Origin of the sequence: Salmonella sp. 32120201201600049SM (assembly GCF_017572835.1) — a bacterium.
Lineage (GTDB): Bacteria > Pseudomonadota > Gammaproteobacteria > Enterobacterales > Enterobacteriaceae > Salmonella > Salmonella enterica.
Genome location: NZ_JAGESA010000006.1, coordinates 85785 through 105056, shown reverse-complemented (window position 1 = coordinate 105056; position 19272 = coordinate 85785). Strand labels below are relative to the sequence as shown.

General features: G+C 46.2%; 19 protein-coding genes. 6 read left to right on the top strand and 13 right to left on the bottom strand.

Features of this window, described 5'->3' with window-relative positions:
• Window positions 1-163: 163 nt before the first annotated feature.
• Entirely contained in the window at window positions 164-1189 is a 1026-nt protein-coding gene (gene tdh, locus J4650_RS14435; protein WP_023993471.1) for an L-threonine 3-dehydrogenase, read from the bottom strand.
• Between the two features lie 9 nt (window positions 1190-1198).
• Window positions 1199-2395, bottom strand: a complete 1197-nt coding sequence (gene kbl, locus J4650_RS14430; RefSeq protein ID WP_001213790.1) for a glycine C-acetyltransferase — start codon at window positions 2393-2395, stop codon at window positions 1199-1201.
• A 202-nt stretch (window positions 2396-2597) separates the two neighbouring features.
• Here kbl and rfaD point away from each other — a divergent pair, with 202 nt between their 5' ends.
• Genes rfaD through rfaL form a run of 4 tightly spaced genes read left to right on the top strand, consistent with a single transcriptional unit; the run spans window position 2598 to window position 6786 of the window.
• Window positions 2598-3530, top strand: coding sequence for an ADP-glyceromanno-heptose 6-epimerase (gene rfaD, locus J4650_RS14425; RefSeq protein ID WP_000587771.1), 933 nt, complete (start codon window positions 2598-2600; stop codon window positions 3528-3530).
• Window positions 3531-3532: 2 nt separating this feature from the next.
• The gene (gene rfaF, locus J4650_RS14420; protein ID WP_000699196.1) at window positions 3533-4579 is read left to right on the top strand and encodes an ADP-heptose--LPS heptosyltransferase RfaF; all 1047 of its coding nucleotides are present in this window, start codon (window positions 3533-3535) and stop codon (window positions 4577-4579) included.
• On the top strand, window positions 4579-5532 hold the full coding sequence (gene rfaC, locus J4650_RS14415) for a lipopolysaccharide heptosyltransferase RfaC (RefSeq protein WP_001264610.1): 954 nt from the start codon (window positions 4579-4581) through the stop codon (window positions 5530-5532). Before rfaF ends, rfaC begins: the two co-directional genes overlap by 1 nt.
• A 39-nt stretch (window positions 5533-5571) precedes the next feature.
• Window positions 5572-6786: an O-antigen ligase RfaL gene (gene rfaL, locus J4650_RS14410; protein ID WP_023993470.1), complete on the top strand. Its 1215-nt coding sequence runs from the start codon at window positions 5572-5574 to the stop codon at window positions 6784-6786.
• Window positions 6787-6842: 56 nt separating this feature from the next.
• Here the strand turns inward: rfaL and J4650_RS14405 are convergent, their stop codons facing one another.
• From J4650_RS14405 to rfaQ, 10 genes are all read right to left on the bottom strand, one after another.
• Complete coding sequence (locus J4650_RS14405) at window positions 6843-7988, bottom strand: lipopolysaccharide N-acetylglucosaminyltransferase (protein WP_023993469.1); 1146 nt, start codon at window positions 7986-7988, stop codon at window positions 6843-6845.
• Window positions 7989-8087: 99 nt separating this feature from the next.
• Window positions 8088-8897 (bottom strand): 3-deoxy-D-manno-oct-2-ulosonate III transferase WaaZ, encoded by an 810-nt coding sequence (gene waaZ, locus J4650_RS14400; protein WP_000536017.1) that lies wholly within the window; start codon window positions 8895-8897, stop codon window positions 8088-8090.
• Between the two features lie 149 nt (window positions 8898-9046).
• Window positions 9047-9745: a lipopolysaccharide core heptose(II) kinase RfaY gene (rfaY, locus tag J4650_RS14395; RefSeq protein ID WP_000582811.1), complete on the bottom strand. Its 699-nt coding sequence runs from the start codon at window positions 9743-9745 to the stop codon at window positions 9047-9049.
• A 22-nt stretch (window positions 9746-9767) separates the two neighbouring features.
• The gene (gene rfaJ / locus J4650_RS14390; RefSeq protein WP_023993468.1) at window positions 9768-10781 is read right to left on the bottom strand and encodes a lipopolysaccharide 1,2-glucosyltransferase RfaJ; all 1014 of its coding nucleotides are present in this window, start codon (window positions 10779-10781) and stop codon (window positions 9768-9770) included.
• A 17-nt stretch (window positions 10782-10798) separates the two neighbouring features.
• Window positions 10799-11812, bottom strand: a complete 1014-nt coding sequence (waaO, locus tag J4650_RS14385) for a lipopolysaccharide 3-alpha-galactosyltransferase (protein ID WP_023193300.1) — start codon at window positions 11810-11812, stop codon at window positions 10799-10801.
• Window positions 11813-11817: 5 nt separating this feature from the next.
• Window positions 11818-12897 (bottom strand): lipopolysaccharide 1,6-galactosyltransferase, encoded by a 1080-nt coding sequence (gene waaB, locus J4650_RS14380; RefSeq protein ID WP_023993467.1) that lies wholly within the window; start codon window positions 12895-12897, stop codon window positions 11818-11820.
• 69 nt (window positions 12898-12966) lie between these two features.
• On the bottom strand, window positions 12967-13176 hold the full coding sequence (locus J4650_RS14375; RefSeq protein WP_000065390.1) for a glycosyltransferase family 8 protein: 210 nt from the start codon (window positions 13174-13176) through the stop codon (window positions 12967-12969).
• A gap of 55 nt (window positions 13177-13231) precedes the next feature.
• Window positions 13232-14029 (bottom strand): lipopolysaccharide core heptose(I) kinase RfaP, encoded by a 798-nt coding sequence (gene rfaP / locus J4650_RS14370; protein ID WP_000229825.1) that lies wholly within the window; start codon window positions 14027-14029, stop codon window positions 13232-13234.
• Window positions 14022-15146 (bottom strand): glycosyltransferase family 4 protein, encoded by a 1125-nt coding sequence (locus J4650_RS14365; RefSeq protein ID WP_023993466.1) that lies wholly within the window; start codon window positions 15144-15146, stop codon window positions 14022-14024. The genes rfaP and J4650_RS14365 overlap by 8 nt, the downstream gene beginning before the upstream one ends.
• Complete coding sequence (rfaQ, locus tag J4650_RS14360; protein ID WP_001522125.1) at window positions 15143-16213, bottom strand: lipopolysaccharide core heptosyltransferase RfaQ; 1071 nt, start codon at window positions 16211-16213, stop codon at window positions 15143-15145. The genes J4650_RS14365 and rfaQ overlap by 4 nt, the downstream gene beginning before the upstream one ends.
• 408 nt (window positions 16214-16621) lie before the next feature.
• Here rfaQ and waaA point away from each other — a divergent pair, with 408 nt between their 5' ends.
• Window positions 16622-17899 (top strand): lipid IV(A) 3-deoxy-D-manno-octulosonic acid transferase, encoded by a 1278-nt coding sequence (gene waaA / locus J4650_RS14355; RefSeq protein WP_023993465.1) that lies wholly within the window; start codon window positions 16622-16624, stop codon window positions 17897-17899.
• Between the two features lie 8 nt (window positions 17900-17907).
• On the top strand, window positions 17908-18387 hold the full coding sequence (gene coaD / locus J4650_RS14350; protein ID WP_001171884.1) for a pantetheine-phosphate adenylyltransferase: 480 nt from the start codon (window positions 17908-17910) through the stop codon (window positions 18385-18387).
• Between the two features lie 27 nt (window positions 18388-18414).
• On the opposite strand, the gene mutM is transcribed toward coaD, so the two are convergent.
• On the bottom strand, window positions 18415-19224 hold the full coding sequence (gene mutM / locus J4650_RS14345) for a bifunctional DNA-formamidopyrimidine glycosylase/DNA-(apurinic or apyrimidinic site) lyase (protein ID WP_023993464.1): 810 nt from the start codon (window positions 19222-19224) through the stop codon (window positions 18415-18417).
• Window positions 19225-19272: the final 48 nt, after the last annotated feature.

Sequence of the window (19272 nt, the reverse complement as noted above, 5' to 3'; positions counted from 1 at the left end):
CGAGTAAAATAAGAGTAAAGCGCAATTACGAATGCTTGATGTCTATGACAATTCTTTACGGCTTTCCAGATTTTCCCTAACAAAAAAGGTTGGCGAATGACACCAACCTTTTACGATGAAACGAATATCAGACCCGATAAATATCATCGGGTCTCTATACATATTAATCCCAGCTCAGAATAACTTTTCCTGACTGGCCTGAACGCATGGCGTCAAAACCTTTCTGGAAATCATCAATAGAGAAACGATGGGTGATAATCGGTGACAGATCCAGACCGGACTGGATCAGCGCCGCCATTTTGTACCACGTTTCGAACATCTCACGACCATAAATACCTTTAATGAACAAGCCCTTAAAGATAACTTTTGTCCAGTCGATAGACATATCTGATGGCGGAATCCCCAGCATCGCAATACGACCGCCGTGATTCATGGTGTCCAGCATGGTACGAAACGCCGGCGGCGCGCCGGACATCTCCAGACCCACATCGAATCCTTCGGTCATTCCCAGCTCCTCCATGACGTCGTTCAGGCTCTCTTTCGCGACGTTGACCGCGCGGGTGACGCCCATTTTGCGCGCCAGCTCCAGACGGTATTCATTGACGTCAGTAATCACCACATGACGCGCGCCAACATGTTTCGCCACCGCGGCGGCCATTACGCCGATTGGCCCCGCCCCCGATACCAGTACATCTTCGCCGACCAGATCGAAAGACAGCGCCGTATGCACCGCATTACCAAACGGGTCGAAAATAGAGGCTAAATCATCAGAAATGTTATCCGGGATTTTAAACGCATTGAACGCCGGGATGACCAGATATTCCGCGAAGCAGCCGGGACGGTTGACGCCCACGCCGGTGGTGTTGCGACACAGGTGAGTACGACCACCACGGCAGTTGCGGCAATGACCACAGGTGATATGACCTTCGCCGGAGACGCGATCGCCAATTTTAAAGCCTTTCACTTCCTGACCGATGCCGACCACTTCGCCAACATATTCATGCCCCACGACCATCGGAACCGGGATGGTTTTTTGCGACCAGTCATCCCAGTTATAGATGTGAACGTCAGTACCGCAGATGGCTGTTTTACGGATTTTAATCAGCAAATCGTTATGGCCGACTTCCGGTTCCGGAACGTCGGTCATCCAGATGCCCTCTTCCGCTTTCAGTTTGGATAACGCTTTCATCTTACATCCTCAGGCAATCACGCCCAGTTGTTTACCAATACGCGTGAACGCGTCTACCGCACGCGTAATTTGCTCAGGCGTATGCGCCGCAGACATCTGGGTACGAATACGCGCCTGACCTTTTGGTACGACCGGATAGAAGAAACCGGTAACGTAAATGCCCTCTTTTTGCAGTTCGCGGGCAAATTTCTGCGCGACAACCGCATCTCCCAGCATTACCGGGATGATGGCGTGATCCGCGCCTGCCAGCGTAAATCCCGCGGCAGACATCTGCTCACGGAACTGCCGGGCGTTCGCCCACAAGCGATCGCGCAGTTCTGCGCCCGCTTCCACCATCTCTAACACTTTAATAGAAGCCGCCACGATCGCCGGCGCCAGGGAGTTGGAGAACAGATATGGGCGGGAACGCTGACGCAACCACTCAACGACCTCTTTACGCGCCGCGGTATAGCCGCCGGATGCGCCGCCTAACGCTTTGCCCAGCGTACCGGTAATAATATCTACGCGGCCCATTACGTCGCAGTATTCATGGGAACCGCGACCGTTTTCGCCGACAAAGCCTACCGCGTGAGAATCATCAACCATCACCAGCGCATCGTATTTATCGGCCAGATCACAGACGCCTTTCAGATTGGCGATGACGCCATCCATTGAGAACACCCCGTCGGTGGCGATCAGGACATGACGCGCGCCGGCTTCACGCGCCTCTTTCAGCCGCGCTTCCAGCTCAGCCATATCGTTGTTGGCATAGCGATAGCGCTTCGCTTTACACAAACGCACGCCGTCAATGATAGACGCGTGGTTCAGCGCGTCGGAAATAATGGCGTCTTCCGCGCCCAGCAACGTCTCAAACAAGCCGCCGTTAGCGTCGAAACAGGAGGAATACAGAATCGCATCTTCCATGCCGAGGAAGCTTGCCAGCTTTTGCTCCAGCGCTTTGTGGCTATCCTGGGTGCCGCAGATAAAACGCACGGACGCCATACCGAAACCGTGGCTGTCCATACCCGCTTTTGCGGCATTAATCAGCTCAGGGTGATTCGCCAGCCCGAGGTAGTTATTGGCGCAAAAGTTAATAACGTGGCTTCCATCCGCCACGGTGATATCCGCCTGCTGCGCAGACGTAATAATGCGCTCTTCTTTAAACAATCCTTCCGCCCGAGCGGTTTCCAGATCGTTGGTTAACTGTTTGTAAAAATCCCCACGCATTGCGATTCTCCAGACTGGGCAAATTTCAGCACATATTACCCAAAGCGATACGTTGATACGAGATGACGCGTCATCACTTCTTTAAAATGCAGCATAAATCACGCGTATCCTCACGGGTTATCAGTGAATGGATGAATAGTGTTATGATAAGAGCATTCATGTCTGAGACAGTCTCTGACACCATAATTCAAAGGTTACAGTTATGATCATCGTTACCGGCGGCGCAGGCTTTATCGGCAGCAATATCGTTAAGGCCCTGAATGATAAAGGTATCACCGATATTCTGGTGGTGGATAACCTGAAAGACGGCACCAAGTTTGTAAACCTGGTGGATCTGAACATTGCTGACTATATGGATAAGGAAGATTTCCTGATCCAGATTATGTCCGGAGAAGAGCTCGGCGATATCGAAGCTATTTTCCATGAAGGCGCCTGCTCTTCCACCACCGAGTGGGACGGCAAGTATATGATGGATAATAACTATCAATACTCCAAAGAGCTGCTGCACTATTGTCTTGAGCGCGAAATCCCGTTCCTCTACGCCTCTTCTGCCGCCACTTATGGCGGTCGCACGTCTGATTTCATCGAATCGCGCGAATACGAAAAACCGCTTAACGTTTACGGCTATTCTAAATTCCTGTTTGATGAATATGTGCGCCAGATCCTGCCAGAAGCGAACTCGCAGATTGTCGGTTTCCGCTATTTCAACGTCTATGGACCACGTGAAGGCCATAAAGGCAGCATGGCAAGCGTGGCATTTCATCTGAATACACAGTTAAACAACGGCGAAAGCCCGAAACTGTTTGAAGGCAGCGAAAACTTCAAGCGCGACTTCGTTTACGTGGGCGATGTGGCCGCCGTTAACCTGTGGTTCCTGGAAAGCGGCAAGTCCGGCATCTTTAACCTGGGCACAGGCCGCGCGGAATCTTTCCAGGCCGTCGCCGACGCGACGCTGGCATACCATAAAAAAGGCAGCATTGAATACATTCCGTTCCCGGATAAGCTGAAAGGCCGCTATCAGGCGTTTACGCAGGCGGATTTAACCAATCTACGCAACGCGGGCTACGACAAACCCTTTAAGACCGTCGCCGAAGGCGTCACGGAGTATATGGCCTGGCTGAACCGCGACGCGTAAGTATGAAAATTTTGGTCATTGGCCCGTCCTGGGTGGGCGACATGATGATGTCGCAAAGTCTCTATCGCACGCTTAAAGCGCGCTATCCCCAGGCGATAATCGACGTGATGGCGCCAGCCTGGTGCCGTCCGTTGTTATCGCGTATGCCGGAAGTTAACGAGGCGATACCCATGCCGCTGGGCCACGGCGCGCTGGAAATCGGCGAGCGCCGCAGATTGGGCCATAGCCTGCGAGAGAAGCGCTACGATCGCGCCTGGGTGTTGCCAAATTCGTTTAAATCGGCGCTGATTCCTTTCTTTGCCAATATCCCGCACCGTACCGGCTGGCGCGGCGAAATGCGCTATGGCCTGCTGAACGATGCGCGCGTCCTTGATAAAGACGCCTGGCCGCTGATGGTGGAGCGCTACGTGGCGCTGGCCTATGACAAGGGCGTGATGCGCACGGCGAAAGATCTGCCGCAGCCGCTGCTCTGGCCGCAGCTCCAGGTTAGCGAGGGTGAAAAGTCGCTGATGTGCAGCGACTTTTCACTATCTTCTGAACGTCCTCTGATCGGCTTTTGCCCCGGCGCGGAATTTGGCCCGGCAAAACGTTGGCCGCACTATCACTACGCCGAACTGGCAAAACAGCTCATTAACGAAGGGTACCAGGTCGTACTGTTTGGCTCGGCAAAAGACCATGAAGCCGGAAATGAGATCCTGGCGGCGCTGAATAGCGAGCAGCAGGCATGGTGTCGCAACCTGGCGGGGGAAACCCAGCTGGAACAGGCCGTCATTCTGATAGCCGCCTGTAAAGCCATCGTCACCAACGATTCCGGGCTGATGCACGTCGCGGCGGCGCTCGACCGCCCGCTGGTCGCCTTGTATGGCCCAAGTAGCCCGGATTTCACGCCACCGCTGTCTCATAAGGCCCGGGTGATTCGTCTCATTACGGGTTATCACAAAGTGCGTAAAGGCGATACGGCGCAAGGCTATCACCAGAGCCTGATCGATATCACGCCGCAGCGGGTTCTGGAAGAGCTGCATTCGCTGTTGTCGGAAGAGGGCGTTTAATGCGGGTTTTGATCGTTAAAACATCATCGATGGGCGACGTATTACATACCCTGCCTGCGCTTACCGACGCGCAACAGGCGATTCCGGGGATTCAATTTGATTGGGTTGTCGAAGAAGGGTTTGCGCAAATTCCGTCCTGGCACAGTGCTGTCGATCGCGTGATTCCCGTCGCTATTCGCCGTTGGCGCAAGGCCTGGTTTTCCGCGCCCATTAAAGCGGAACGCATAGCCTTTCATCGGGCGGTATGCGCATACCAATACGACGCTGTGATTGATGCGCAGGGGCTGGTAAAAAGCGCGGCGCTGGTGACGCGTCTGGCGCATGGGATAAAGCACGGTATGGACTGGAGTACCGCCCGCGAACCGCTGGCCAGCCTGTTTTATAACCGTAAACACCATATCGCAAAGCAACAACATGCGGTTGAACGGACGCGCGAGCTGTTCGCCAAAAGCCTGGGATACGATAAACCGCAGTCGCAGGGCGATTATGCCATCGCAAAACATTTTCTGCATTGTCAGCAGGCGGTTAGCGATCCATATGCGGTGTTTTTACATGCCACGACCCGCGATGATAAACACTGGCCGGAAGCAAACTGGCGCGAGCTTATCGGCCTGGTAGGCAACACCGGATTACGGATAAAACTTCCCTGGGGCGCGCCTCATGAGGAGGCCCGGGCTAAACGACTGGCCGAAGGCTTTGACTATGTGGATGTGTTACCGCGCATGAGCCTGGAGGAGGTCGCCAGAGTGCTGGCTGGCGCAAAATTTGTCGTATCGGTTGATACCGGCCTGAGCCATCTCACCGCCGCGCTCGACAGACCGAATATTACGCTATATGGCCCAACGGACCCTGGGTTAATTGGAGGTTATGGGAAGAACCAAATGGCATGCTGCTCACCAGAACAGAACCTGGCGAATTTAGATGCCACAAGCGTATTTGGAAAGATTCATTAAAGAGACTCTGTCTCATCCCAAACCTATTGTGGAGAAAAGATGCTAACCACATCATTAACGTTAAATAAAGAGAAATGGAAGCCGATCTGGAATAAAGCGCTGGTTTTTCTTTTTGTTGCCACGTATTTTCTGGATGGTATTACGCGTTATAAACATTTGATAATCATACTTATGGTTATCACCGCGATTTATCAGGTCTCACGCTCACCGAAAAGTTTCCCCCCTCTTTTCAAAAATAGCGTATTTTATAGCGTAGCAGTATTATCATTAATCCTTGTTTATTCCATACTCATATCGCCAGATATGAAAGAAAGTTTCAAGGAATTTGAAAATACGGTACTGGAGGGTTTCTTATTATATACTTTATTAATTCCCGTACTATTAAAAGATGAAACAAAAGAAACGGTTGCGAAAATAGTACTTTTCTCCTTTTTAACAAGTTTAGGATTACGTTCGCTGGTAGAAGTTGTCTTTTATATTCAGGACTATTCCAGGGGGGTGATGCCATTTACAAACTATGACCATCGACATATATCTGATTCAATGGTATTTCTGTTCCCGGCATTGTTGAATATCTGGCTATTCAGAAAAACATCGCTCAAACTCGCTTTCTTTGCGCTGAGCGCCGTCTACTTATTCTTAATGTTAGGCACCTTGTCGCGGGGAGCATGGCTGGCAGTTTTAGTGGTGGGCGTTTTATGGGCGATTTTGAACCGCCAGTGGAAACTAATGGGAATTGGCGCTGCTATCCTGGTTATTGCTGGCGTTTTAGTTATCACTCAGCAAAGCCATAAACCGGATCAGGAGCGACTACTGTATAAATTACAGCAGACAGATAGCTCATATCGTTATACTAACGGAACCCAGGGCACCGCGTGGATACTGATTCAGGAAAACCCGATCAAGGGCTACGGCTATGGTAATGATGTGTATGATGGTGTTTATAATAAACGCGTTGTCGATTATCCAACGTGGACCTTTAAAGAATCTATCGGTCCGCATAATACCATTCTGTACATCTGGTTTAGTGCAGGCATATTGGGTCTGGCGAGCCTGGTCTATTTATATGGCGCTATCATCAGGGAAACAGCCAGCTCTACCTTCAGGAAAGTAGAGATAAGCCCCTACAATGCTCATCTCTTGCTATTTTTATCTTTCGTCGGTTTTTATATCGTTCGTGGCAATTTTGAACAGGTCGATATTGCTCAAATTGGTATCATTACCGGTTTTCTGCTGGCGCTAAGAAATAGATAAAAAAACGCGCTGATACTTATTACGGTATCAGCGCGTTTTCCATCATCAGGACTCAATCACTTATCAAACCAGTTTTTCATTTGTTCCTCGAAACGCTGCGCTACATTTTCCCAACTGTATTTTGAAAACACCAGGGATTTTGCTTTTTCGGCAATCTGGTAGCGTTCCTTATCAGCAAGCGCACGGTTAATATCATTAATTATACTGTCGCTCGACATAGGTTCTGCGAGGTGATAGCCCGTTATGCCATCTAACACAAATTCGCTAATCCCCCCTTTTTTGCTGGCAAGAACCGCTTTTCCTGCTGCCATCGCTTCTACAGCCACCATACAAAATGCTTCTTCAACCTGAGATGGCACAATAACCAGATCGGCCATATGATAGAAGTTATGCATCTGGTCAGGAGATTGCCCCCCAGCCATAATACAATCAGTTCCAATCTCTTTTGCGGCGTCCAGTACTTTCTTTTGATACTCTGCTTTTTCACCCTTGCGGCTTGCATAAGGGTCGCCAACAACGACAAGTTTAATATTACTTCTTAAGGTACGTAATTGTTTGAACGCCTGCAAAAGCAACAGGATGCCTTTATCAGGCGAAATTCTCCCGGCATATAAGAGAACGGTGGCATCTTCCGCAATATTTAATTGCTGACGGAGGTTATTTTGTGGGTTTCTTTTATAAGTCTCAGCACAAAAACCATTAGGCACAATACTAACAGCAGCGGCGGGCAATCTTTCTTCATAAAACGCTTTAAGAAACTGACTGGGCACGATAATTTTTGCATCATTATCAGGCAGTTCTGGTTCAAATGCGTTATGCATGTGCATAACCAGTTTTGCATTTGGATTGCGCTCTCTGATCTGCCGATACAGTTTCATACTATTATGAATAACAATGACGCTATCTTCCTGGGTAGTCACTTTATCTCTAATATTAAGGACACGCTGGGAATAGGGTAGTGGGTCGAGACGAGTCCATTTCTGAAAAAGACGCTTATAAACTTTACTAAACCCAATGTAATGAATATCACAGTTATCGTTTATTTTATTATATTCAGGATAGCCAGCATTCTTTATACAAGCAATAGCACTCGGTATTGATAGTCGTTTTGCAACCTGGTAAATCCAGGTTTCTACCGCAGCCGCACCACGAGGAGGAATTGAAAATATAGGAGTAACAGTAAATATGATTTTTTTAATCATAATAGCTATAATCCAGAATAGTTAACTTTATAGAAAAAGAAATGTTATAGAAAAAGAAATGCGTGCCGAAGCAACGCAAAATAATGATTTATCTAGTGTCTAGACAATTTTATCGTAATATATTTCATCCTCAAGTTCCGAGGCTGTAATATATGGAATAATATCGTAATGAATTGCAGTATCATCTGATAAATTAAAGATATTTAAATCACTCACATTTTTTCTCATAAAAGTAAAAAATGGCAGTATTTTAAACAGATCTTTACTAAGCTCAGATGGCATAGGGCTGGTAGATTCGTCATAGAAACGTGGGCAACTTCCTGTTAAGTCAAGCCCAGAACATATAATACGGCCATACTTGAGGGAATAGGCAACCTGAATAGCGGTATAAGCAATAGTATGACAAGAGCAATACCCGATGCTGATATCCTTGCAAAATCCAGCCAGTCGTCCTCTTTTCGAAAGAGGAACTGAAATAAGTAATGCTTTATGAACCCGCTTGAGGATATTAAATTTAATTTTCTTTAAAAAGCCCCCTTTTTCTCGGCGATAAAAGGAGCGAATAATTAAACAGTTTTCTTCAATATATTTTTGATCATCCACTGAAGCCTGTTCGTACACATCAAGATTGACGATAGTAAACTGACTGTTACGGCTAAAGTTATAAAAATCTTCGCGCCGACGATGGAGGAAGCGAACATCCGTCAGAAGGTACAAAAATGGCTTGACGTTATTGTTTAACAAATATTGAACAGAACCATTGACTGCAATGACATCTTTCATTCGTAACAAGGACAGCGGCGTCTTTCTGGACGTAGGACCAGAAAGAAAAATAATACAATCTTCAGCCGTTCTTTTCGCAATAAGTTGCAGAACATCGGCGTGAGTTATGAAGTTAACGCTGCCCATAAAAAACTCGTATGTTTATCATGCAACCTATAAATAAATGTTATATTCAATAACTAATATTACATCTCAAATTCTCTCAAGTATGTCATAACGCTGCAGCAAATAAAAGTCAGTCAGCCCCTTAAATTAAACCAAACGTGCTACATTGATCAGCGCTTTTCCTTACCCTTAATACGACGCAAGAAATTTCGAAGTTTTTTCTTATAAATCAATAAGTAAAATCCGATATCTCTCACATTATTTTTGATACCATAATGTCTTTCTAAATCAATACGATCCTTTGCTTTTCGTTGTCTGGAAGGTCTTTTTCCGGACAAATCGATAATTCTGATCTCATTGCCTTGCAGGATAAAGTTACCTTTATGGGGATCGCCCGAAACCATACCATGTTGATGCAGAGAATATATCGACTGTTTGATTTTCCCTCTCACCTCGTCAGAAATTTCTGGCATATCAACAAGTTCAATACCTTCAATATACTCAATTATCATCACGTATGTTTTTACATAGCGTAATGTTTTAATTTCCGCCAGCAGGTAAAAATCATTAAGCGCCGCAAACCCTTCACGCCGCACACGATCTGTCTGATGAAAAAGCTTTTCGTAGTAATCCCCTTTTACTAACGATTTAAAAAAGCGTTCAGTATTTTTTACTTTTGGGCTAAATACTTTGAGAATATATTTTCCGTAGTCTGTATTAATCAATACAACTTTTGTATCTTCTATATTACGGAAGACTTTAATAACCTGATGATTATAAGATAGAAAATCTTTGAATATCCCAATGTATTTTTCACCGTCTTTTTTGACAAAGACGGTATAGTTTTTAATCTTTTTTTCAATAATCATAATGGAGATTTAGGGAGGGGAATTATTTGTGGAAAAGTTTACGATAAAGATATGCGCTTCCAGCCAGAAGGCCTTTAAAATAATGACCTTGCACGAGAAGATGTTTATATCGCTTCTTAAATTCGACTATGGTACGCGCATCTTTTGCGGGAAAATCTTTCCAGGGCGAGTTCAGTCGTGCATTTTTATAATAGATAACTGAAGGATAATTTGCCCAGGCATGCCATGGTTTTGTAGCGCCCGTATAATGAATTAAAATAGTATTATCATTAATTATATTGCTATATTTTTTATGTGACTTATCTTTCAACTCACTTTTAATAGTATAAATAGTATTATACGGTCGCGGTAGAAAAATGACTTTATCCTGTAGGAGAATATTCAAAACATCCTGATCGGGATATTTAAAAGAGTCAGCCTCTTTACCTGCCAAAAGTAAAAATGCCTTTTTGGTTAAGGCATTCTCTTTCCATAATTTCAGGTTAACAAAAACCACGCCGGAGTTAAAATAACCACCTTGTAAATTAAAAGCGCTTAATCTCTCATTTACCTTATTCTGGATGGAATCAACATCTTTTACGACCGCAGCGATCTTCTCTGTCAGATCAAGCTGTAAAAGATCTTGCAAAGATCCTTTGCATACAACATCGGCATCCAAATAAAGTAGTGTGTTTACCTTCTTGCTGAGATAATCGAAAGCGAATAAACGAAAATACATTGCTCTCGACCATACTTTAGTTTGAGGCAATACCTCAAGGCTTTCTACTTTAATAAGATAAAGAGAAATTTTTATGTGATGCTGTACGGCTAAACGCTCTATATATTTTACAAAACACGGAGAGTATGAATCACAAATAATGTGAAAAGCGAGCGGGATATTATTGTTTAGTACAACTGAAGCAATTGACACCCCCACACCATCAAGATAGTTTTCATCAACGCCATAAGAAATGTTTAATACGTTATCATCATTATTATTATTACTTTCATCAAAAATTTTATATTCAGCTATTTCTATCTCAGGAAATGAATCCATTACATCACCTATGGGTTTTATTCAAGAAGTTTACGTTTAAAGTAGGCTATATAATAATTTATACCCGAAGTATAATGCTTCTGATTAAACATATGCTTTGCCGCATAACGTAACTGATGGCTAGTCACTGGATTTAAAAGTGCACAATGAGACCATGGTGAGTTGCTCTTAGCCTGTAAAAAATATTGTGACACAGGGTAAGCCCCCCAACTATGCCAGGGCTTCGTTGGTCCGATATAATGAACAAATACAGTCTCAGCATCGACTGGATTAATAACTGAATCTTTTAATTCATAGTTAAGACTAAATTGTGTATTAAATTTTTTATCAACAAAACGCGCTTTATTCACTAACAATATATTTAATACATCCTGATCAAGGTGCGTTATGCGCTGTACTACCTCCGGATCTTTTAGCATTTCAATCGCTTTCTTAGAGATATTTTCTGCGGTCCAAAGAGGTATGTTAATTAAAATAAAACCGGCATTAAAATAGCCAGAAACCAGCCCAGGCGTTGCCAGGCTAACCGAGCGCTTAGTCCACCACTCCAACTCGCCTTCAGCAACAACCGCCGCAATCTCATTTTCAGCGAAATTAAGATCAATAAGTTCCTGAATACTTCCCTTACATGCAATATCTGCATCCAGATAAAGCACTCTATCTGTTTTATCTGAAAAATAGTCGGCAATAATGAATCTAAAGTATGTTGCATAGGTCCAGTTTTTGGTACTGGGTAGCGATTTTAATCGCTCACAGTCAATGAGATAAACAACAATCTGCGTAGCGTACTGTTTTGCTAATGCATCAAATCGCTGCTGATCTTCAGGGCCAAAGAAATCGGTAAAAACATGGAAAGCTAACGCCTTCTCACGGTTAGCAATGAGAACCGATGCAATAGAGACACCACAGCCAAAAAGAAAGTTTTTATCAATCCCATAAGCTATATTAAATTTATTAGCATCACTATGTTGTGCATAGTTATAATCTAAAGTCTGTTGAATGACTTCTTCTTCAAAATATTTTCTGCTCATAGTGATCACTTTTGTAATTTCGAGAATATCGCATTATTAAAATTTTTAAAATATAGCACATCGTAAAATCGCTCAATCGTGCCGGGAATAATATCATGCTGATATTTTATTTCACCAGAAATAACGCGATTAAGATGCCCTACAAAATCATCTATAGCCCCCGGGGTGTAAAGCTCACCATTCAAACCGGGTTTAATCATATCGCGCGGGCCAGACATACAATCAGAACTAATACACGGAATTCCATATGACATTGCTTCCAGCAGGGTCATAGGAAATCCCTCAAATGCAGAGGTAAGTAGTAACGCGGTGACATTTTTTATTTTTTGCTGTACGACTTGCCACGGCGCGCTTTGCCAACTATACCAGATCACACGCTGCTCAATACCAAGCTCCCGACTATAGGCCTGGCACTTTTCAAAATCTGAGCCATCACCAATAATATGTAGCTGCCATTCCCCTGTCGTACGAGCTAAGCCATCAAATAGATCTTTAACTCTTTTCTGCCCTTCAAATTTAAGACGCCCTACATAGAGAAATACAGCGGGTTTATCGCGCTCAGGCGGCGGCACAATGATTGTTTTAATAGAGACAGGATTATAAACGACGCTAATATCTTGCGCTGAGATACCCCGTGCCATCATCTGTTCTTTAATACCACTACTGATGGCCAGATGATAATCCGCGTACGTTATACATTCTGCATGTTTTTTATGGTCGAGCGAAAAATGCGGCCACGAGAAAATAGTAAACTGTTTACCACTTTTCTTTCGTGCTTTATTGGCATAAAGACATGAGATGACATCAATACATATCACAATATCCGGTGACGTTTCTTTCAGCCACTGACTAAAATTATAAACATGCTTAGCTCGACGAAGAAAACTTAATTTTATATTTGAAAATGATTGCGCATATTTAATCTCTTTTAGCCATGCTTTATCCATTTTGTCATTACGACAAAAGAAAAACATTTCACAGTTGATTTTCGGAGAGCTATTTTCAAACGTATGGATAACGTTGCTAATAACGGTTTCCATCCCTCCAAAACCGGATACCGCTTCGCCAATAAAAGCTATTTTCATATATACCCCAGAGTTAAAACCTTAATCTAAAGACTTTAGATATTAAATAGCAAAAATAGTAATATAACCCTATAGAGTAATTTTTACCTGACATCTCTCTTTTTGCTTTAAGGCGTAGTCAATATCTTTATTATTTTCGATAATGGAATATATTGCCACACCTGCTGGCATTATAAAACCATGATCAAAGCAAAGAGCAATGTCCAGTCTTCCTCCAAAAAAATCATCATGTTGAATTATGTTTTTTTGGTTTGAAATATAACTTTTAATGTTAGACATTCTGTCTATCCTTGTCTCACTCATAAATTACTCACTGAGTGCATAATTATTATAATTACAGATTTTTTCTTATTGTCCTTTCTTTAATTCGAGCGGCTTTAACATCTGCCTGATGAATCAACCCCGATTCTTTTTGCAAAATCTCTCGCAGGGGGAGAGAGAAATACTCACGCATAAACCGGAATATATCTCGCTGAGTCAGGCCAATATTCATTGAAGAAAAATAAAGCCCAATTAAATCTTTGTCACGCCAGCGAAGGGGAACGTGCTGACGTATCTGCGCGCGATGCAGGTCAATTACGGAGATTTTTAAATCCTCTTCGCGACCAGTGAAAGGTAAATGCAGAAGAAAGTGGCAAATATAACAGTCGCGATGGTTAATTCCCCCGGCGTGCATTTTACGTACCATAGTCGCAACACGCTTAATGATCATCCACTTCACCTGCGCGTCCGGTGGATTAACAGCCCAGTCAGCACAGTAGTCTTCAAGGCTAATGGTGGGCGTTAAATCTTCGGTGATAATAAATGATGTTCTGGTTAGCGGGTTTACGCCTTTTTCACCAAAACCAACGCCGTGCATCGTATCAACGCCCAGCTCATGTAGACGATGAATGGCGTGCCATTCTCTGTCAGCGCCCAGAACAGGCATACGTAACGAAATCAGGTTCTTCACAATTTCTTTCAGCGAAGTGCCTTTATGCCACTTCAGGAAGTAACTTTTGCCGTCCAGCTCAAACCGCAATGTTCGACGCGTCTCCAGCTCTCTGAACACTTCGCCCTGTAACGTTTTCACTTCCTCAAAAGCATCTTTACCGCGCCATAGTGTGGTTAACGGCGCTTTCAGCTCAACCATCTAAATCACCTGTAATAATATCTGCGGCCTTCTCCGGTAAGCTGTATAAATCCTGGGTATCAGCATAATACCGCGCATTTTCAGCCCAGGCGTTGCGTAAGGAAGGCTGTGTCAGCGCTTTGAGTAAAACCTCATTTAGCGTATCCTGACGGAATGGTTCAGTCATCGCTTCGCCACAGTTGGCATCCACAATATAATGTGCATAACCGCACACCGCAGTTGTCAGCACCGGCAAACCAGCAGTAATGGCTTCCAGCAAAACAATACCTGCAGCTTCCTGATAGGCTGGATGCAGTAAAAGGTCGGCTGCCGCCATTAACTCCGCGATATCATTACGTCCGGAGAAAAAATGCACATTCGTGCCGACGCCGCTTCTTTCAGCCAGTGCTGCAAACTTCTTCGGCTTATCCTGCCCGACAACATAGAGCACCGTATTTTGCCGTAAAGATTCGGGTAGCGATGCCAGCGCTTCAATAGAGCGATCCACACCTTTACGGGTAAAGTCAGACCCTACTTGCAACAGTAATTTTTGCTGTTCTGAGATACCATTTTTCTGACGATAAATTTGACGACTGTTTGGGATCTGTTGGCTATATTTTCTGTCCGGGTAAATCCCCGGAGGAAGAATATGGAAACGCTCCGCTTCAGTCTGATAATGTTTTTGGAAGTCAGCAATCTGCTTATTCGTCAGCATTAATAGTTGCGTCGGCTTGCCGTGTTCAAACGTGGCGCGTTCAAAAGCAGCATAATGCCGATAGCGTGATGTCAGGCGATAGAAAAATCCTTTTTCCTGTGCGACTTTTTCGGCGTAACACACGTCTGCGGCGTAATACACATCAAGGCCCGGCATCTTATTGAATCCAACCACCCGATCGACAGGGTGGTCGCGCAAATGGTGTTGCACCCAGGCATAATATTCTGCGTTACGACCGTGGTTCGTCCGGGATTTAACCGGCACGCGGATTAATTCAAAGTTATCCGGGCATTCCCCTTCCCATGACTGAGTATAAACACGAACCTGATGACCTCGCGCCGCCACGGTTTGAGCAATACGCATAAAATCACGCTGCAGACCGCCAAAAGGAAAATATTTATATAAGCAAAAGGCAACTCTCATAGCAGGCTGTCCAAATCTATGGGGCGTGCCTCATGCGGCAGCATTTTTTCCGTCGCGGCGATAACATCTTCAGCCGGAATCACGGAAAGGTATTTTTTATTACGATCAAGCTCATGCCGTTCAGGCATCGGCTGATAATTTCCTGCCCAAAACTGAATGATGTCGTCGGTCCAGGGACGCCAGAATACATGATCCGTCGCGCCAAAAAGACAAATGACCGGCGTTTTGACTGCTGCGGCAATATGACCGGGGGCCGAATCAACGCCGATAAAGAGATCCGCATGGTCAATCAATGCGCCCAATTCAGGAAAGCGAGTTTTACCCGCCAGACCAGTAACCGGTTTTGTCTCACAGCCGCGTGCAATAGCATCCACGCAGGCCATCTCGTCTGCGGCCGGGCCTGACGTCAGTACAACCTGATAACCGCGGCGCTGCACGGCATCAATAACCTGCGAGAATTTATCATTATCCCAGCACTTAAATAGCTGCCGTGCCGTAGGCTGAATAACAACATATTGTCGGGTCACACCAAGTTGTTTGAGCTGTTGTCGCATGTTTTCCCAATGTTCCGGGCGATAGCTCATGGTGGTTTCCGTGACATACTGTTTTAGCGCTAACGGCTTTAGCGCGGATAATGTGCGCTCAACAGCATGTTCTCCCGCATAAGGTACTAAATGCGTAAAGCTCTTTTTCCATAAAGCAGACTGACGATTACCGAAATCCTGCGAGATTTTTATTTTTGCGTTTAAAAAACGCACAATAAGCGCCACGCTCCACTGATCGGTGAGATTGACGACCAGATCATACGAGTTAGCACGCAATTTTTTGATTAACGATAGCGCGTTTTTGATCTTCTCTTTTGTTCCTGCGCCTTTGTTACTGATGCCGTAGAGTGCATTAATCTCCGGATTTTCCGACAATATCGGTATAGTGTTCTGGTAAAGAAGCACATCGATTTTTGCATCGGGATAATTCTGCTTCAGCGTGCTGATGACAGGGGTGGTAAGTAACATGTCTCCATGAAAACGCATTTTTATAATCAGAATTCTTCGAAATGGCTTTTCCACAAGCGACTCTTTGGTTGAAATTGTCCGGATAAATAAGCAGAAAAAAGCACGCTACCGCCCCAGGCTTCACAGCAACCCGATGGCTAATACCGCACTCATTTTAGATGCGCTAGTGTAACACTTCTTTCGCAGCAATCCGATACGAATAATTTTTATACACAATCATTTTTTTAATCATAAATTCAAAGAGATATTAATTTATCCCTCTCTTGTGAATGGTCATTCCCATTGTCTGGGGCGACAAGGGCGGCAAATTTCAATGGATTGCGTAAAAATGCAAAAATAATGGGGTTCAGCGCCTGGAATCCTCGCTTCTGAGCCAATTTGGCGCAAAAATGGGAAAAGTAATGGTAAAGCCCAGGCTAAATACATAGAATCCCCAGCACATCCATAAGTCAGCTATTTACTATGCTCGAATTGCTTTACACCGCTCTTCTCTACCTTATTCAGCCTCTGATCTGGATACGGCTTTGGGTGCGTGGACGTAAAGCGCCGGCCTATCGTAAGCGCTGGGGTGAACGCTACGGATTCTACCGCCGTCCGTTGAAACCGGGCGGAATCATGCTGCATTCCGTCTCGGTGGGCGAAACTCTGGCGGCCATCCCATTGGTCCGCGCTCTACGTCATCGCTATCCCGATCTGCCTATTACCGTAACGACCATGACGCCGACCGGCTCGGAGCGCGTCCAGTCCGCCTTTGGCAACGATGTTCAGCACGTTTACTTGCCTTATGATTTGCCCGATGCGCTCAATCGTTTCCTCAATAAGGTTGATCCTAAGCTGGTATTGATCATGGAGACTGAGCTCTGGCCAAATCTGATTGCTGCGCTGCACAAACGTCATATTCCGCTGGTTATCGCTAATGCGCGGCTTTCCGCCCGCTCCGCCGCGGGTTATGCGAAGCTTGGCAAGTTTGTCCGTACGCTCCTGCGCCGTATCACCCTGATTGCCGCGCAAAACGAAGAAGATGGCGAACGCTTTGTGGCATTGGGCGCGAAGAACAATCAGGTCACGGTCACCGGCAGTCTGAAATTTGATATTTCAGTTACGCCGCAGCTGGCGGCTAAAGCCGTTACGCTACGCCGCCAGTGGGCGCCGCACCGTCCGGTCTGGATTGCCACCAGCACCCACGATGGCGAAGAGAGTATCGTTATCGCCGCTCACCAGGCGTTATTACATCAATTCCCGAATTTATTACTGATTCTGGTGCCCCGCCATCCGGAGCGTTTCCCGGATGCTATCAATCTTGTACGTCAGGCAGGGTTAAGCTACATCACTCGCTCTTCGGGCGAAGTACCGTCCGCCAGCACTCAGGTCGTGGTAGGCGATACCATGGGCGAATTAATGTTGCTCTATGGCATTGCCGATCTCGCCTTTGTTGGTGGTTCGCTGGTTGAACGCGGCGGTCATAACCCGCTGGAGGCCGCCGCTCATGCGATTCCAGTACTGATGGGTCCGCATACCTTTAACTTTAAAGATATTTGCGCCCGTCTGGAGCAGGCGAGCGGACTTATCACGATTACCGATGCGGCTACGCTGGCAAAAGAAGTTTCCTCTTTACTGACCGACGCTGATTATCGTAATTTCTACGGACGTCACGCAGTTGAAGTGCTGTATCAAAATCAGGGCGCGCTCCAGCGTCTGCTGCAACTGCTGGAACCTTATCTGCCACCGAAAACGCATTGAGGACTGTCATGCAAAAACGGGCGATTTATCCAGGTACGTTTGATCCGATTACTAACGGTCATCTCGATATTGTGACGCGCGCAACGCAGATGTTCGACCATGTCATTCTGGCCATCGCCGCCAGCCCCGGCAAGAAACCCATGTTCACCCTGGACGAACGTGTGGCGCTGGCGCAAAAAGCGACCGCACACCTGGGTAACGTAGAGGTGGTGGGCTTTAGCGACCTGATGGCCAATTTCGCCCGCGACAGACAGGCGAATATCCTGATTCGTGGTCTGCGCGCGGTGGCGGATTTTGAATATGAAATGCAGTTGGCGCATATGAATCGCCATCTGATGCCGCAACTGGAAAGCGTTTTCCTGATGCCGTCCAAAGAGTGGTCGTTTATTTCATCGTCGCTGGTCAAAGAAGTGGCACGCCATCAGGGCGATGTGACCCACTTTCTGCCGGACAATGTGCATCAGGCGCTAATGGATAAGTTGAAATAAGTTTCCTTCCTTGCCGGCCCTGGCGTTTTACTTCTGACAGTGACGGCAATAGAACGTCGCACGCTGTGCGTGTTTCGTTGCGACTATCGGCGTACCGCATACCCGACACGGCTCGCCTTTGCGCCCGTACACCTGCAACTCCTGCGCAAAATAGCCCGGTTTCCCATCGCTTTGCAGAAAATCCTTCAGCGTTGTCCCGCCTTGTTCAATAGAGCGCAGCAAAACGGCTTTAATCACCCGTGCCAGCAGGTCGCACTCCTCTGTCGAGAGTGACGACGCCAAGCGGTCAGGGTAAATACCAGCGGCAAACAGCGACTCGCTGGCGTAGATATTCCCCACGCCGACCACCAGCTTGTTATCCATCAGCCAGGGTTTAATCGCCGTCTTCTTCTTCGCGCATTTCTGCCGCAAATATTCGCCATTAAACTCATCGCTTAGCGGCTCCGGTCCCAGATGCGCCAGTACGTTATGCCCTTCCAGCTCTTTGGTCCATAACCAGGCGCCAAAGCGGCGAGGATCGGTATAACGTAGAATTTTGCCGTTGCTCATCACCAAATCGACATGGTCGTGCTTTTCCGCCGGCAGCGCTTCCGGCAGTATCCGCAAGCTTCCCGACATCCCCAGGTGAATAATTATCCAGCCGTCAGGCAGCTCCAGCAGTAGATATTTAGCACGACGCTGAACGCTAAGGACGGGTGTATCGCTCAGACGATAAATTTCATCTGAAACCGGCCAGCGCAGACGGCCGTTACGGATATGGGCGTGCAGGATAGTAGCGCCAACTAAATGGGGTTCAATACCCCGGCGGCTGGTTTCAACTTCGGGTAATTCAGGCATAACGTCTCCGGCTGTGTGGCAGGTCTCATTAATATGGGGACGGCCAGA